This is a genomic window from Pseudomonas monachiensis, from assembly GCF_047345015.1.
Lineage (GTDB): Bacteria > Pseudomonadota > Gammaproteobacteria > Pseudomonadales > Pseudomonadaceae > Aquipseudomonas > Aquipseudomonas monachiensis.
On the sequence record NZ_CP178857.1, the window covers coordinates 130,648 to 144,713 of the forward strand.

At 60.6% G+C, this 14,066-nt stretch carries 14 protein-coding genes; 4 read left to right on the forward strand and 10 right to left on the reverse strand.

Annotated elements, in window-relative coordinates:
• Positions 1 to 49: 49 nt before the first annotated feature.
• From tcyN to ACMDB8_RS00515, 4 genes are all read right to left on the reverse strand, one after another.
• Positions 50 to 805: an L-cystine ABC transporter ATP-binding protein TcyN gene (gene tcyN, locus ACMDB8_RS00500; protein ID WP_056726934.1), complete on the reverse strand. Its 756-nt coding sequence runs from the start codon at positions 803 to 805 to the stop codon at positions 50 to 52.
• Positions 806 to 809: 4 nt separating this feature from the next.
• Positions 810 to 1,475: a cystine ABC transporter permease gene (tcyL, locus tag ACMDB8_RS00505; RefSeq protein WP_046040764.1), complete on the reverse strand. Its 666-nt coding sequence runs from the start codon at positions 1,473 to 1,475 to the stop codon at positions 810 to 812.
• A complete protein-coding gene (gene tcyJ / locus ACMDB8_RS00510) occupies positions 1,475 to 2,275 on the reverse strand; it encodes a cystine ABC transporter substrate-binding protein (RefSeq protein WP_409079084.1) in 801 nt (266 codons plus the stop codon). Before tcyJ ends, tcyL begins: the two co-directional genes overlap by 1 nt.
• A gap of 294 nt (positions 2,276 to 2,569) precedes the next feature.
• Positions 2,570 to 3,562, reverse strand: a complete 993-nt coding sequence (locus ACMDB8_RS00515; protein WP_056726932.1) for a D-cysteine desulfhydrase — start codon at positions 3,560 to 3,562, stop codon at positions 2,570 to 2,572.
• Between the two features lie 190 nt (positions 3,563 to 3,752).
• Between ACMDB8_RS00515 and epsC the strand changes: the two genes are divergently transcribed.
• Together epsC and betT are read left to right on the forward strand one after the other, a co-directional pair.
• Entirely contained in the window at positions 3,753 to 4,679 is a 927-nt protein-coding gene (gene epsC / locus ACMDB8_RS00520) for a serine O-acetyltransferase EpsC (protein ID WP_056726931.1), read from the forward strand.
• 348 nt (positions 4,680 to 5,027) lie between these two features.
• A complete protein-coding gene (betT, locus tag ACMDB8_RS00525) occupies positions 5,028 to 6,983 on the forward strand; it encodes a choline transporter BetT (protein WP_409079118.1) in 1,956 nt (651 codons plus the stop codon).
• Positions 6,984 to 6,992: 9 nt separating this feature from the next.
• On the opposite strand, the gene ACMDB8_RS00530 is transcribed toward betT, so the two are convergent.
• Together ACMDB8_RS00530 and ACMDB8_RS00535 are read right to left on the reverse strand one after the other, a co-directional pair.
• Positions 6,993 to 7,253, reverse strand: a complete 261-nt coding sequence (locus tag ACMDB8_RS00530; protein WP_056726929.1) for a hypothetical protein — start codon at positions 7,251 to 7,253, stop codon at positions 6,993 to 6,995.
• Between the two features lie 162 nt (positions 7,254 to 7,415).
• Positions 7,416 to 8,156: an SDR family oxidoreductase gene (locus tag ACMDB8_RS00535; protein WP_409079085.1), complete on the reverse strand. Its 741-nt coding sequence runs from the start codon at positions 8,154 to 8,156 to the stop codon at positions 7,416 to 7,418.
• 120 nt (positions 8,157 to 8,276) lie between these two features.
• Here ACMDB8_RS00535 and ACMDB8_RS00540 point away from each other — a divergent pair, with 120 nt between their 5' ends.
• Together ACMDB8_RS00540 and mgrA are read left to right on the forward strand one after the other, a co-directional pair.
• A complete protein-coding gene (locus tag ACMDB8_RS00540; RefSeq protein WP_409079086.1) occupies positions 8,277 to 9,167 on the forward strand; it encodes a LysR family transcriptional regulator in 891 nt (296 codons plus the stop codon).
• A gap of 134 nt (positions 9,168 to 9,301) precedes the next feature.
• Positions 9,302 to 10,339, forward strand: a complete 1,038-nt coding sequence (gene mgrA / locus ACMDB8_RS00545; RefSeq protein ID WP_056726926.1) for an L-glyceraldehyde 3-phosphate reductase — start codon at positions 9,302 to 9,304, stop codon at positions 10,337 to 10,339.
• A 175-nt stretch (positions 10,340 to 10,514) separates the two neighbouring features.
• Here mgrA and tauD read toward each other — a convergent pair whose 3' ends face one another.
• The 4 genes from tauD to tauA all read right to left on the reverse strand — a co-directional run bounded on the left by tauD (position 10,515) and on the right by tauA (position 14,055).
• Complete coding sequence (gene tauD, locus ACMDB8_RS00550) at positions 10,515 to 11,357, reverse strand: taurine dioxygenase (protein ID WP_056726925.1); 843 nt, start codon at positions 11,355 to 11,357, stop codon at positions 10,515 to 10,517.
• A gap of 80 nt (positions 11,358 to 11,437) precedes the next feature.
• The gene (gene tauC / locus ACMDB8_RS00555; protein ID WP_056726924.1) at positions 11,438 to 12,271 is read right to left on the reverse strand and encodes a taurine ABC transporter permease TauC; all 834 of its coding nucleotides are present in this window, start codon (positions 12,269 to 12,271) and stop codon (positions 11,438 to 11,440) included.
• A complete protein-coding gene (tauB, locus tag ACMDB8_RS00560; protein ID WP_409079087.1) occupies positions 12,268 to 13,062 on the reverse strand; it encodes a taurine ABC transporter ATP-binding subunit in 795 nt (264 codons plus the stop codon). Before tauB ends, tauC begins: the two co-directional genes overlap by 4 nt.
• Positions 13,063 to 13,077: 15 nt before the next feature.
• Positions 13,078 to 14,055: a taurine ABC transporter substrate-binding protein gene (gene tauA / locus ACMDB8_RS00565; protein WP_056726922.1), complete on the reverse strand. Its 978-nt coding sequence runs from the start codon at positions 14,053 to 14,055 to the stop codon at positions 13,078 to 13,080.
• Between the last annotated feature and the right edge of the window lie 11 nt (positions 14,056 to 14,066).

Below are 14,066 nucleotides of genomic sequence, written 5' to 3' on the forward strand. Positions count from 1 at the left end.
CGATGGTGTCACTTCCATCCATGGAAGATGACAATTATTGAACGGGTTGTTAGTTGTGGCTGTTGTTCAGGAACTTGCTGAGAAACTGTTTGGTTCGCTCTTCTTTCGGGTTGGCAAACAACGCCTTCGCTTCGCCTTGCTCGACGATCACGCCCTTGTCGAAAAACACCACGCGATTGGCCACGTCCCGGGCAAAGCCCATTTCGTGAGTGACGATCACCATGGTGCGATTCTCTTCGGCCAGGCCGCGGATAGTCGCCAATACCTCGCCCACCAGCTCCGGGTCGAGGGCCGAGGTCGGTTCATCGAACAGGATCACTTCCGGTTCCATCGCCAGCGCCCGGGCAATCGCCACGCGCTGTTGCTGACCACCGGAGAGGCGACGCGGATAGGCGTCTTCCTTACCCGCCAGGCCTACCTTGGCCAATAGCTTTTTACCCAGGGCAACGGCATCGGCGTGCGCGATCTTCTTGACGATGATCGGGCCTTCGATAACGTTTTCCAGCGCGGTGCGATGGGGGAACAGGTTGAAGTTCTGGAACACGAAACCCACGTGTTGGCGCAAGCGCCGCACCAGGCTCTGCTGCTGGTTCAGGGGGCGGCTGGTATCGACTTCGATATCACCGACCTTGATCCGGCCGCTGGTGGGCTCTTCCAGAAAATTCAGGCAGCGCAGGAAGGTGGTCTTGCCCGAACCGCTAGGGCCGATGATCGCGACCACCTCGCCTTCCTTGACCTCAAGATCGATGCCGTTGAGCACGACTTGACCCTTGAACTGCTTTGTCAGTTTTTCCACGACAATCATTGGGTCAGGACTCCTGGTCGTGCCGATTGACCCGCGCTTCCAACTGGTTCTGCAGGTGCGAAAGCACGGTTGCGAGGACCCAGTAGATCAGTGCGGCGGCAAGATACATGGTGAAGATTTCGAAGGTGCGAGCGGTGATCAGCTGCGCCTGACGGAACAGTTCCGGCACCTGGATGGTGGCGGCCAGCGCGGTGTCCTTGACCAGCGAAATGAAGCTGTTGCCCAGCGGCGGCAATGCGGTGCGCATCGCCTGCGGCAGGATGGCCCGGCGCAGGGTCTGCGCGCGGGTCATGCCGATACTGGCAGCCGCTTCCCACTGGCCGCGCTCGATGGAGCTGATCGCGGCACGCAGGATTTCACAGGCGTAGGCGGCCATGTTCAGCGAGAAGCCGATCAGGGCCGCCGGCAGCGGATCCAGTTCCAGACCCAATTGCGGCAAGCCGTAATAGATCACGAACAGTTGCACCAGCAACGGCGTGCCGCGAAAGAACGACACGTAGATGCGGGCGATCCAGCTCACCAGTTTGAAGCGCGACAGGCGCATCAGCGCCAGACCGAAGCCCATCACCAGGCCGAAGAACATCCCGCCCAGGCTGAGGATGACCGTGTAATACGCGCCCTTGAGCAGAAAGGGCGCGGAGTCCAGTGCGAGTTGGAAAGCTTCTCCCATTATTGAGTGACGTCAGCGTTGAAGTATTTTTCCGAGAGCTTTTTCAGGGTGCCATCGGCGCGCAGCTTATCGATTGCCTTGTTGACCGCGGCCAGCAGTTCAGGCTCGCCTTTGCGCAGGGCAATGCCGGCTTCCTGGCGGGAGAACGCATCACCGGCGGCGGTGGTGTCCTTGGCCTTCTTGGCGTATTCCAGCGCGGCCAGGCGGTCGATCAGAATGGCGTCGATACGGCCGACACGCAGGTCCTGGAACTTGGTCGGATCATCTTCGTAGGTGCGGATGTCAGCGGTCGGCACATTGGCCTTCACCCACTCTTCGTAGTTGGTGCCCAGGCCTACACCGACTTTCTTGCCAGACAGGTCGGCGGCGGACTTGATGTTCAGCTCGGCGGCCTTCTTCGTCAGCACCAGCGCCTGAATACCGGAAACGGTGTAGGGTTCGGAGAAGTCATACTTCTTCTTGCGCTCTTCGGAGATGGTCACCTGGTTGATCACTGCGTCCAGACGCTTGGATTCCAGGGCCGCGAGGATGCCGTCCCATTTGGTTGGTTGCAGCTTGACCTTCACGCCCAGTTCTTTGGCCAGGGCTTCGGAGAACTCGACTTCGAAGCCGGTCAGCTTGCCGTCGGCGTCGACGAAACTGAATGGTGGGTAGGTGCCTTCCAGGCCGACGTTGATTACGCCTTTGTCCTTGATTTGTTGCAGTTGCTCACCGGCAACCGCCTGGCCAATCAGGCCGGCGCTCAGTGTCAGGCCCAGCGAACCCACCAGCAGATTGCGACGTAGTGCGGAAAAATTCATGACAAGCCCCTGTGTTTTCTTATGGAAGACGCTTTAGGAAAGTTGGCAAATTCGGGATTTGGACGACTGCGATATCCTGCCCTAATGCAGCTTATGCGTCTCGCTGCAAATTCGCCTGCGGCGTGACTATAAGATGATGCCTATAGAATTGAAAATAATGAATATTATTTTTGTTATTCGTTAATTGCATATGCGTTTCATGGAAAAGATCGCAGCCTGCGGCAGCTCCTACATGGATCGGCATGCATCTGTAGGAGCTGCCGCAGGCTGCGATCTTTTGATCTTCTGAATCGCTTACAGAAAATCCTTATAGGCAAACAACGCCGGCGCGCCACCGGTGTGCAGGAAAATAATCGGACCCTCGTCGAACCGCTGACGGCCGATCCCGTCCAGCAAGCCGGCCATGGCCTTGCCAGTGTAGACCGGGTCCAGCAGCAAGCCTTCGTGACTCGCCAGCAGCTTCACCGCCGCCAGTGTGCCGGCATTCGGCTCGCCATAACGCGGGGCGAAATACTCGTCCCACAACTCGACCTTGAAAGCCTCCGGCAGATTCACGCCCAGCAACTCGGCGGTGCGTTCGGCCAGGCCTTGAACCTTTGGCCGCTGATCTTCATCGCTGCGCGAAACCGTCACGCCGATTACTGGCAGATTCGGCAGTGCTTCACTCAGGGCCAGTGCCAGGCCGCTGTGGGTACCGGCGCTGCCCGAGGCCAGGACCACGGCGGCGAACTTCAGGCCGGTATCCTTGATCTGTTCGGCCAGTTCCAGACCGGCACGCACGTAGCCCAGGGCGCCCAGCGCATTGGAGCCACCGATCGGCACCAGGTACGGCTTCTTGCCGTTGCTGCGCAGTCGGTTGGCCAGGGCTTGCAGTTGCTCGTCGGCGTTGTCGAGGTTTTCCACCAGTTCGACCTTGGCATCGAACAGGTCGAGCAGCAGGCGGTTGCCGTTGCCGGTGTAATTGCTGTCGTCAGTGCCGAGAGGATTTTCCAGAAGGGCTACGCAGCCCAGGCCCAATTTTGCGGCAATGGCGGCTGTCTGCCGTACGTGGTTCGATTGCAGCGCGCCCGCGGTGATCAAGGTGTCGGCGCCCTGGGCCAAGGCATCGGCGGCCAGGTATTCGAGTTTGCGCAGCTTGTTGCCGCCCATTGCCAGCGGCGTCAGGTCATCGCGCTTGACGTACAGGTCGCGACCCAGCCAGGTCGACAGGCGTTCGAGTTTTTCCAGGGCGGTGGGCTGACCGAGCAGGTCGAGGCGGGTAAAGCTGGCGAGCTGTTGTTTGATCATGAGTCCGTACTGGCGGTTGAAGATCTCAGGACTATAGGCACGCCAAAAAGTTGGGGCAACCGCCAATCGCTTATAGCCAATCGAAATGAGTACAGCACTATTGGTTCTTAATTTGCCTCGCGGCCCTTGCCGTAAAGTAATCGCCGTCAGTGCGGCCAGACAGTCCGGCCGCCCGTGAGGAGTTTTTACCGTGAGTGAGCGTTCCAGCCATTGGCAATTGCAGACCATCGTCAGCCAGCTGCGCACGGCACGTGAACAGTGGCGTGCACAAAACGGCCGGGCCACCGGCGAGCAGGGCGGTCGCGAATTGCCTTCCCGCGCAGCCATGGCGGACATTCTCGAGGCCCTGTGCGGTGCGTTGTTCCCGATGCGCCTGGGGCCGGTTGACCTGCGCGAAGAGAGTGAAGACTTCTATGTCGGTCATACCCTGGATGTGGCGCTGAATGCGCTGTTGGCCCAGGCGCGACTCGAATTGCGCTACGCCGCTCGCCACAGTGCCCAGGCCGAGACTGAAGTCGAAGCCAAAACCATCCAGATCATTCAGGACTTTGCCCTCGCGTTGCCTGGGTTGCGCAGCCTGTTGGACAGTGACGTGCTCGCGGCCTATCACGGTGACCCGGCGGCCCGCAGTGTCGATGAAGTGTTGTTGTGCTATCCGGGGATTCTGGCGGTGATTCACCATCGTCTGGCCCACCATTTGTATCGCGCCGGGTTGCCGCTGCTGGCGCGGATCAGCGCGGAAATCGCTCACTCGGCCACCGGCATCGACATTCACCCCGGCGCGCAGATCGGCCGCAGTTTCTTCATCGACCATGGGACGGGTGTGGTGATTGGCGAGACGGCGATCATCGGCGAACGCGTGCGGATCTATCAGGCGGTGACCTTGGGCGCCAAGCGCTTCCCGGCGGACGAAGATGGCCAACTGCAGAAAGGTCAGCCACGGCACCCGATTGTCGAGGATGACGTGGTGATTTATGCCGGGGCGACGATTCTCGGGCGGATCACCATCGGTCAGGGCTCGACCATTGGCGGCAACGTCTGGCTGACCCGCAGCGTGCCGGCGGGCAGCAACCTGACCCAGGCGAGTTTGCAGTTGGATGATGGGGCGCAGAAGTGAGGATGTAGGAGCTGTCGAGTGCAACGAGGCTGCGATCTTTTCCAAGCGCGCCGCGAACCAAAATCAAAAGATCGCAGCCTGCGGCAGCTCCTACAGAACACCTCTAAATTCCGCGTAAAACCTTTCCTTGAGCTAGCGTAACAACACCACCGCCGAGCCCTGCGATTAGTCCTTAGCCCCCTATCCATGTTTAACTTGAACGTTCATTCAAGTTAAACCGGCGGTTCGCTGCCCGCTCACAACAGGAGGCTTGCCTTTGCTGAGTCCGATTTCTACAGCCACTTTCTACCCCTTCGAGGTGCACCGAACATGAGTGCATCGTCCATCCCTCCAAGCGGTCTGATCCGCATGAATCCGCCGGTGTTCTGGTTCTCGGCGAGTTTCATTCTGTTGTTTGGTGTCGTTGTCATCGCCATGCCGGAGCAGGCCGGTGCCTGGTTGCTGGCGGCGCAAAACTGGGCGGCCAACACGGTCGGCTGGTATTACCTGCTGGCGATGACCCTGTATCTGGTCTTCGTGGTGGTCACCGCCTTGTCCGGCTACGGCAAGATCAAGCTCGGTGCCGACCACGACGAACCCGAATTCAGTTATCTGTCCTGGGCTGGCATGCTGTTCGCCGCCGGGATCAGCATCACCCTGTTTTTCTTCTGCGTGTCCGAGCCGCTGACCCACATGCTGCAACCGCCCCAAGGCGAGGCCGGTACGGCGGATGCGGCGCGCCAGGCGATGCAGATTCTGTTTCTGCACTGGGGCCTGCATGGCTGGGGCGTGTTCGCCTTTGTCGGCATGGCGCTGGCCTACTTCGCCTACCGGCATAACCTGCCACTGGCCCTGCGCTCGGCGCTGTATCCGCTGATCGGCAAGCGTATCAACGGCCCCATCGGCTACGCGGTGGATGGCTTCGGCATCATCGCCACGGTGTTCGGCCTCGGTGCCGACATGGGCTTTGGCGTGTTGCACCTCAACTCGGGCCTGGACTATCTGTTCGGCATCGCCCACACCCAATGGATTCAGGTCGGCCTGATCACCCTGATGATGGGTGCTGCGATCATCGTTGCCGTATCCGGCGTCGACAAGGGCGTGCGGGTGATGTCCGACATCAACATGCTGCTGGCCTGCGCGCTGCCGCTGTTCGTATTGTTCGCCGGCCCTACGCAGCACTTGCTCAACACCCTGATCCAGAACCTCGGTGATTACCTCGGCGCCTTGCCGATGAAGAGTTTCGACCTCTATGCCTACGACAAACCCAGCGACTGGCTGGGCGGCTGGACGGTGTTCTACTGGGCCTGGTGGATTGCGTGGTCGCCGTTCGTGGGCTTGTTCATCGCACGGATTTCCCGTGGTCGCACCATCCGCGAGTTCGTCTTCGGCGTGCTGTTGATTCCGCTGGGCTTTACCCTGGCGTGGATGTCGATCTTCGGCAACAGCGCCATCGATCAAGTGCTCAACCACGGCATGAGCGCGCTCGGTATGTCGGCCATCGACAATCCGTCGATGACGCTCTACCTGCTGCTGGAAACCTACCCGTGGAGCAAAACCGTCATCGCGGTCACGGTGTTTATCAGCTTTGTGTTCTTCGTCACCTCCGCCGACTCCGGCACCGTGGTGTTGTCGACGCTGTCCGCCAAGGGCGGTAACCCCGATGAAGACGGGCCGAAATGGTTGCGGGTGTTCTGGGGCGCGATGACCGCCCTGGTGACCAGCGCGCTGCTGTTCTCCGGCAGCATCGATGCGTTGAAGTCGGCGGTGGTCCTGACCTCGCTGCCTTTCTCGCTGATCCTGCTGTTGATGATGTGGGGGCTGCACAAAGCGTTTTATCTGGAGTCGCAGAAGCAGATTGCGCAGATGCATTCCTTGGCACCGGTGTCCGGTTCACGGCGGGGTGGCTGGCGTCAGCGTTTGAGTCAGGCGGTGCATTTCCCGTCGCGGGATGAGGTCTACCGCTTCCTCGACACGACGGTGCGCCCGGCGATTGAAGAAGTGTCTGCCGTGTTCATCGAAAAGGGTTTGCACGTAGCGACACACCCGGACCCGGCCAATGACAGCGTCAGCCTGGAAATCGGCCACGGCGATCAACATCCGTTTGTTTATCAGGTGCAGATGCGCGGTTACTTCACGCCATCGTTTGCCCGTGGCGGCATGGGTTCCAAGCAACTCAACAATCGCCGCTACTACCGGGCCGAAGTGCATTTGAGCGAAGGCAGTCAGGACTACGATCTGGTCGGCTATACCAAAGAACAGATCATCAACGACATCCTCGACCAGTACGAACGGCACATGCAGTTCCTGCATCTGGTGCGCTGATCAAGGCCTTCATGTCTCGGTGGTCAACACCATGAACAACACCAGCGCCGCCACCGGGACACCGAACACGGCGCTACCGACCGCCAGTTCGGTGCTCAATGGCTGGCCGGCATGCACTATGCCGACTGCGCCGTTGATCAGCGTCAGCGCCAGCCACAGCACGATAAAACAGTAGGCCAGGGTCTGACGGGTAAAGCCGATTTTCTCGCCGATGTAGAGCATCAACGCCAGGAGGATCAGGCCGAAGGTTGTGATGATGGTGGTGTGCATGAACTGTCCCGCCCTTCAGATGTGCATTGCTTTGGAGGCAGCCATCGCGAGCAATCTCCCACAGGGGATTTCCCTTGAGCACAAATTTTGTGAGCAACCAAGATCAATGTGGGAGCGAGCTTGCTCGCGATTGGGGGCGCTGCGGTCTCAGTGTGAACTCAGTTAAACCAACCCGCCATTCACCCGCAAAATCTGCCCATTGACCCAACCCGAATCCGGCCCCGCCAGAAACGACACAACACGGGAAATATCCTCCGGCTGCCCCAGGCGCTCCAGCGGCGCCATCTTCGCGAAATTCTGAATCTGCTCCTCACTCTTGCCGTGTAAAAACAACTCAGTCGCCACCGGCCCGGGAGCCACCGCATTGACGGTGATGTTGCGCCCGCGCATCTCTTTGGCGAATACCTGGGTCAGGGATTCCACTGCCGCTTTGCTGGCGATGTACACCGCGTAACCCGGCAGGTTCATGCCGACGGTGCTGCTGGAGAAGTTGATGATTCGGCCACCGCTGTTCAGGCGGGTCGCCGCTTCACGCAGGATATTGAAGGTACCGCGAGCGTGGATGTTGAAGGTCTGCTCGAACAGTTCGTCGCTGTGTTGCGCCAGCGGCAGGACCTTGAGGATGCCGGCGTTGTTCACCAAAACATCGACCTTGCCGAACTGGGTTTCAACCTCGTCGAACATCCGGCGCACGTCGTCGGCATTGGCCACATCGGCCTTGATCGCTATGACCTGGTGGCCGGCCTGACGCAGTTCCACCACCCGTTTCGAGGCTTCGGTGGCGCTGCTGGCGTAGTTGATGGCAACGGCGAAACCTTCGCTGGCCAGTTGTTTGGCGATGACCGCGCCGATGCCGCGGGAGGCACCGGTCACGATGGCAACTTTCGGAGTTTGAGCAGTCATGTTGATGTTCCTGTTGATGGGGTGTGAAGCCAATTTCACATGTTTACTCAGGCCGATAAATGCACGAGAGTTGCCTTGACTGTTCAATGATTGCCAACAATCGAGTGCCTGGAGTGAGCTGTGGACCAAGTCAAAGCGATGAAGGTTTTTGTGCGGATCTACGAGCGCAGCAGCTTCACGCTGGCGGCCGATGACCTGAACCTGCCCCGCGCAACGCTGACCCATACGTTGAATCAGTTCGAGGCCTGGCTGGGTACGCGTTTGTTGGAGCGCAGCACGCGTAAAGTGCGTCCGACGCTGGATGGCGAGGCGTACTACCTGCGTTGCGTGCAACTGCTGGCAGAGCTGGAGGAAGCGGAGTTGGCGTTTCGCGGCGTGGCCCCGAAGGGGCGGCTGCGGGTGGACTTGCACGGGACATTGGCCAAGCACTTCGTGATCCCGGCATTGCCGCAATTCATGGCGCGTTATCCCGACATCGAGCTGTCCATCAGCGAGGCTGACCGCCAGGTCGACCTGATCACCGAAGGTATCGATTGCGTGTTGCGGGCGGGAACATTGGGTGACTCCACGCTGATCGGCAAACGTGTCGCCAACCTGCGTCAGATCACCTGCGCCAGCCCCGCCTATTTGCGCAAATACGGCGAACCGAAAAGCCTCGCCGACCTCAGCCGGCACCGTGCGGTGAACTACGTTTCGCGCACGACGGCCAGGTTGTTCCCGTTTGAATTCATGGTGGACGGTGAACTCAAGGAAGTGGCCATCGACGGTGCGGTATCGGTGTTCGGAGCAGAAATCTACGCCGCCTCGGCGATTGCCGGGCTGGGCCTGATCCAGTGCCCGCACTACCGAATGGAAACGCAGATCTCCCAAGGCCTGGTGCAGGAAGTCCTCGTCGACACCCCTCCGCCATCAATGCCGGTATCGGTGTTGTACCCGCACAACCGACACATGTCGCCCAGGGTCCGGGTGTTTGTGGACTGGTTGGGAGAGGTGTTTGCGGGGGCACGGTAGCTTGTTGGCGGGGAAATACGTGAAACGTTTCAGTCATTAGTCGAATCAGGGGTTTTCTGGCGTTTGTCCGGGCGTATGCTGAGCGACTGGCAAAGCAGTCGATATCAGATTCAAGACCGACAAGAGAGGATTCGATGACCTACACCGCTGCCGAAAACCGCTACGACTCCATCCCCTACCGCCGCGTGGGCCGCAGCGGGCTGGTGCTGCCGGCACTGTCGTTGGGCCTGTGGCACAACTTCGGCGACAGCACGCCGATCGGTACCCAGCGCGCATTGTTGCGCACGGCGTTCGACCTGGGCATCAACCATTTCGACCTGGCCAACAACTACGGCCCGCCGTATGGCAGCGCCGAGATCAACTTCGGCCGTTTACTGCGTGAAGACTTCAAGCAGTACCGCGACGAGATGATCATTTCCAGCAAGGCCGGCTGGGACATGTGGCCCGGCCCTTACGGTCAGGGCGGCGGTTCGCGCAAGTACGTGCTGGCCAGCCTCGACCAGAGCCTGCAACGCCTGGGCGTGGACTACGTCGACATCTTCTACTCCCACCGTTTCGATCCGGACACCCCGCTGGAAGAAACCGCCAGCGCACTCGCCACGGCGGTGCAGCAGGGCAAGGCGTTGTACATCGGCATCTCGTCGTACTCCGGGGTGAAAACCCGCGAAATGGCGGCGTTGCTCAAAGAATGGAAAGTGCCGCTGCTGATTCACCAGCCGGCCTACAACCTGCTCAATCGCTGGGTGGAAAAAGACCTGCTCGATACCACTGATGAACTCGGTACCGGCGTGATTGCCTTCACTCCGTTGGCCCAGGGTTTGCTGACCGACAAATACCTCAACGGCGTGCCGGCGGATGCGCGGGTCAACCGTCCGGGCGGTGGTTCGTTGCAGGCATCGCATTTGTCAGAGGCCAACATCGCCCAGGTGCGGGCACTCAACGAAATCGCCAAACGTCGCGGCCAGAGCCTGGCGCAACTGGCGTTGGCCTGGACCCTGCGCGACCCCCGGGTCACTTCCGCGTTGATTGGCGCGAGTCGACCGGAGCAGATTATCGAGAACGTCGGGGCGTTGAAGAACTTGAGCTTCAGTGCAGAGGAACTGGCGGAAATTGACCGGTTTGCCCAGGAGGGCGGGATCAATCTTTGGGAGAAGCCTTCGACGGCTGAATAAGTAGTTGGCGCCGGATTATTCGGCGCCTTTCAGATCGCCATCGTCGGAACGCCGCCCGGTGCAAGCTCGCTCCCACTGGTTTGGCGGTGTTCACAGGTTTTGTGTACGCCACAGACACTGTGGGAGCGAGCTTGCTCGCGATGAGGCCATCAATGTCAGTACAAAAACTGGCTGTTCACCGAAAAAACGGCACATCCCCCAACACCGTCGCCCGCTGCATCACCCGCCGCGCCGGCCGGTAATCATCCACCGCGTAATGCTGGGTCACGCGGTTATCCCAGAACGCGATGTCGTCCTGCTGCCAGCGCCAGCGAATGGTGAACTCCGGCCGCGTTGAATGGGCGAACAGGAACTTCAGAATCGCCTCGCTCTCGGTTTCCGACAGCTCGTTGATCTTCGAAGTGAAACCTTCGTTGACGAACAGCGAGCGGCGCCCGCTGACCGGGTGCGTGCGGATCACCGGGTGCGACAGCGGCGGATTCTTGCGCCGTGCTTCTTCCCACTGGACCAGTGCCTCGGGCGTGTTGCCGTAGCGCTCCAGCGGAAACGAACGGGTGAAATCGTGGGTGGCGGTCAGGCCTTCGAGCAAGGTTTTCAGCGGTGCCGACAGGGCTTCGTACGCGGCAATCCCGCTGGCCCACAACGTGTCGCCGCCAAACTCCGGCAGCAGCTTGGCACTGAGCACCGCGCCCATGGCCGGGGTCGGCAGGAAGGTCACGTCGGTGTGCCAGATCGCGTTATCGCGCACGTCGGTGACGGCGGTGTCGAGGATCAGCACTTCGGGTTGCTCCGGCACATTCGGGTAGATCGGATGAATGTGCAGGTCGCCGAAATTCGCGGCGAATCGCGCCTGTTGCTGTGGCGTGATCGGCTGGTTGCGGAAGAACAGCACCTGATGCTTGAGCAGGGCCTGTTCGATGGCATCGCGTTGCTCCAGGTTCAGCGGCTGGCTGATGTCGATGCCACTGATCTGTGCGCCGAGGGCGGAGCTTAAGGGGACGATGGTCAAGTCACTCATGGTGATTCTCTTGAAATTCGGGGGTGTTGATTACTGTGGGAGCGAGCTCGCTCCCACAGGGTTTCTCACAGGGAAATTATTCAGTGAGCCTGGCCATGCCACGGCACCAGTTTGCGTTGCAGGGCACGCAGGCCCAGTTCCATCGCGAAGGCGATCAGTGCGATCACCAGAATCCCCAGTACCACCACATCGGTGACCAGAAACTGCGCGGCCGATTGCACCATGAAGCCCAGGCCGCTGGTGGCGGCGATCAATTCGGCGGCGACCAGGGTCGACCACCCTACGCCGAGGCCAATGCGCACACCGGTCAGAATGTCCGGCAAGGCACTCGGCAAAATGACGTGGCGAATCAACTGCACGCGGGTTGCGCCCAGCGACTGCGCGGCACGCAATTTGGCCGGGTCGACCGTGCGCACACCGGTGGCGGTGGCGATGGCAATCGGGGCGAAGATCGCCAGGTAGATCAGCAGCACTTTGGACAATTCACCGATGCCGCACCAGATCACGATCAGCGGCAGATAGGCCAACGGAGGGATCGGCCGGTAGAACTCGATCAGCGGGTCGAGCACGCCACGGGCGATACGGTTGGCACCGATAGCGATTCCCACCGGCACGGCAGTGAGAATCGCAAAGCCGAGGCCCAGGCCGATGCGGCTCAGGCTCGCGCCGAGGTGCTGCCACAGGGTTGAATCCATGTAACCCGAGGTCGCCAGCAGCCAGCCTTTTTGCAGAACGGCAGAGGGCGGCGGCAGGAACAGCGGCTCGATCAAGCCGGTCGCCGTCACGGCCCACCAAATAGCAACGAGAGCGACCAGTGTCATCACACTGATCCACCGGGTGCTCAAACGGCGACTTGCCGCAATCACGGCTGAGCCTGGCGTTATCGCTGCGACGGGAATTTCATAACTGCTCATGCGCGCTCCTGCCGCTGGGCGGCACTGCGTTGGGAGAACACTTCGGCGAGTACGTGTTCGCGGGTTTCGATAAAACGCGGGTCGGACTTGATCGAGCGAGCCGACTCACCGGCGGCATAACGCTGACCGAAATCGAGGCTCAGACGCTCGACGATTTGCCCAGGGTTGGGCGCCAACAGAATCAGGTCGGTGGCGAGGAATACGGCTTCTTCGATGTCGTGGGTAATCAGGAACACCGGTTTGGCGGTGCGTTGCCAGACTTGCAGCAACAACTCCTGCATTTGCTCGCGGGTGAAGGCGTCGAGGGCTCCGAAAGGTTCGTCCATCAGCAACACGCGTGGGTCGGCGGCGAGGGCGCGGGCCAGGCCGACACGCTGCTTCTGGCCGCCCGAAAGTTGCCAGATGCGGCGCTGTTCAAAACCGGACAGATCGACCAGGGCGAGCATTTCCCGGGCGCGAGCTTCGCGTTTGTCCCGGGCGATACCGGCCAGCTCCAGGCCGAACCCGACGTTGGCCAGCACGTTTTGCCACGGCAGCAGCGCGTCGTCCTGGAACACCACGCCGCGCTCGGCACTCGGGCCTTTGACGGGCACGCCGTCGAGGGTGATACGCCCGGCGCTGGGTTCGACGAAGCCGGCAATCAGGTTCAACAGCGAAGTCTTGCCACTGCCGGACGGGCCGAGGGCGACCAGCAATTGCCGGGGCCCCAGGCTCAGGGAGATATCCGCCAACACCGGTTCCGGGTTGCCGGGGTACTGTGCGCTGATGCGCTCCAGCTGTAGCAAGGCCATCGCGTTGACTCCCGATCAGTTGGTGATGAACTTGGCGCTGACGTACGGCGCGTAGTCCGGCAGTACCGCCTCGACCTTGCCTTGTTCCTTGAGGAACGCCGCCGTGTCGGTGATGGCTTTGGTGGTCGGCGCGCCGAGGGTGAGCACCTGGTCAGCCGCTAGCGGGTAGACGTTGCCTTGCAGCAGCAATGGAATGTCGCTGGCCTTGGCGCCAGACAGTTTTACAAGCTTGTCGACGTTGCCCTGATTGGCCAGCCAGGCTTGTGGGTCTTTGCGGTAATCGGCGTAGGCGTCCAGGGTCACTTTGGCGAACGCGGTGACGATCTCCGGGTGCTTCTCGGCGAAGTCCTTGCGCACGATCCAGGCGTCGAAGGTCGGTGCGCCGAACTTGGCCAGCTCACCGGAGGTGATCAGTACCTTGCCGTTTTCCTTGGCGACACCGAGGGCCGGGTCCCAGACGTAAGTGGCGTCGATGTCACCGCGTTTCCAGGCAGCAATGATCGCGGGCGGAGCCAGGTTGAGGACGGTGACTTTCGATGGATCAATGTTCCAGTGCTTCAGCGCAGCCAGCAGGCTGTAGTGGCCGGTGGAAACGAACGGCACGGCGATTTTCTTGCCGATCAGGTCTTGCGGGGTCTTGATCCCGGAACCGTCGCGGGCGACCAGGGCTTCGGCAGCGCCGATCTGGGTGGCGATGAGGAAGGTTTCGACCGGGACTTTACGAGTGATCGCAGCGGTCAGGGGACTGGAACCGAGGTAGCCGATCTGCACGTCGCCGGAGGCAATGGCGGCGATGATATCGGCACCGTTATCGAATTTGCGCCAGCTGATATCGGCCTTGCTGGCCTTTTCGTAAGCGCCGTCAGCCTGGGCGACTTTCGCCGGGTCAACGGTGGTCTGGTAGGCGACGGTGAAGTCGGCCGCCTGGGCAAAAAAACTTGCGGTAGCCAAGGAAGCGGCCGCCAGCAAGCGAAGAGGGAAAGTCAGTTTCATCAGAAAGCTCC

What these genes read in the sequence shown, in the direction of transcription:
- tcyN (WP_056726934.1), bottom strand. Translation starts at nt 805, where the DNA reads ATGATTGTCGTGGAAAAACTGACAAAGCAGTTCAAGGGTCAAGTCGTG.
- tcyL (WP_046040764.1), bottom strand. Translation starts at nt 1,475, where the DNA reads ATGGGAGAAGCTTTCCAACTCGCACTGGACTCCGCGCCCTTTCTGCTC.
- tcyJ (WP_409079084.1), bottom strand. Translation starts at nt 2,275, where the DNA reads ATGAATTTTTCCGCACTACGTCGCAATCTGCTGGTGGGTTCGCTGGGC.
- ACMDB8_RS00515 (WP_056726932.1), bottom strand. Translation starts at nt 3,562, where the DNA reads ATGATCAAACAACAGCTCGCCAGCTTTACCCGCCTCGACCTGCTCGGT.
- betT (WP_409079118.1), top strand. Translation starts at nt 5,028, where the DNA reads ATGAATCCGCCGGTGTTCTGGTTCTCGGCGAGTTTCATTCTGTTGTTT.
- ACMDB8_RS00530 (WP_056726929.1), bottom strand. Translation starts at nt 7,253, where the DNA reads ATGCACACCACCATCATCACAACCTTCGGCCTGATCCTCCTGGCGTTG.
- ACMDB8_RS00535 (WP_409079085.1), bottom strand. Translation starts at nt 8,156, where the DNA reads ATGACTGCTCAAACTCCGAAAGTTGCCATCGTGACCGGTGCCTCCCGC.
- mgrA (WP_056726926.1), top strand. Translation starts at nt 9,302, where the DNA reads ATGACCTACACCGCTGCCGAAAACCGCTACGACTCCATCCCCTACCGC.
- tauD (WP_056726925.1), bottom strand. Translation starts at nt 11,357, where the DNA reads ATGAGTGACTTGACCATCGTCCCCTTAAGCTCCGCCCTCGGCGCACAG.
- tauC (WP_056726924.1), bottom strand. Translation starts at nt 12,271, where the DNA reads ATGAGCAGTTATGAAATTCCCGTCGCAGCGATAACGCCAGGCTCAGCC.
- tauB (WP_409079087.1), bottom strand. Translation starts at nt 13,062, where the DNA reads ATGGCCTTGCTACAGCTGGAGCGCATCAGCGCACAGTACCCCGGCAAC.
- tauA (WP_056726922.1), bottom strand. Translation starts at nt 14,055, where the DNA reads ATGAAACTGACTTTCCCTCTTCGCTTGCTGGCGGCCGCTTCCTTGGCT.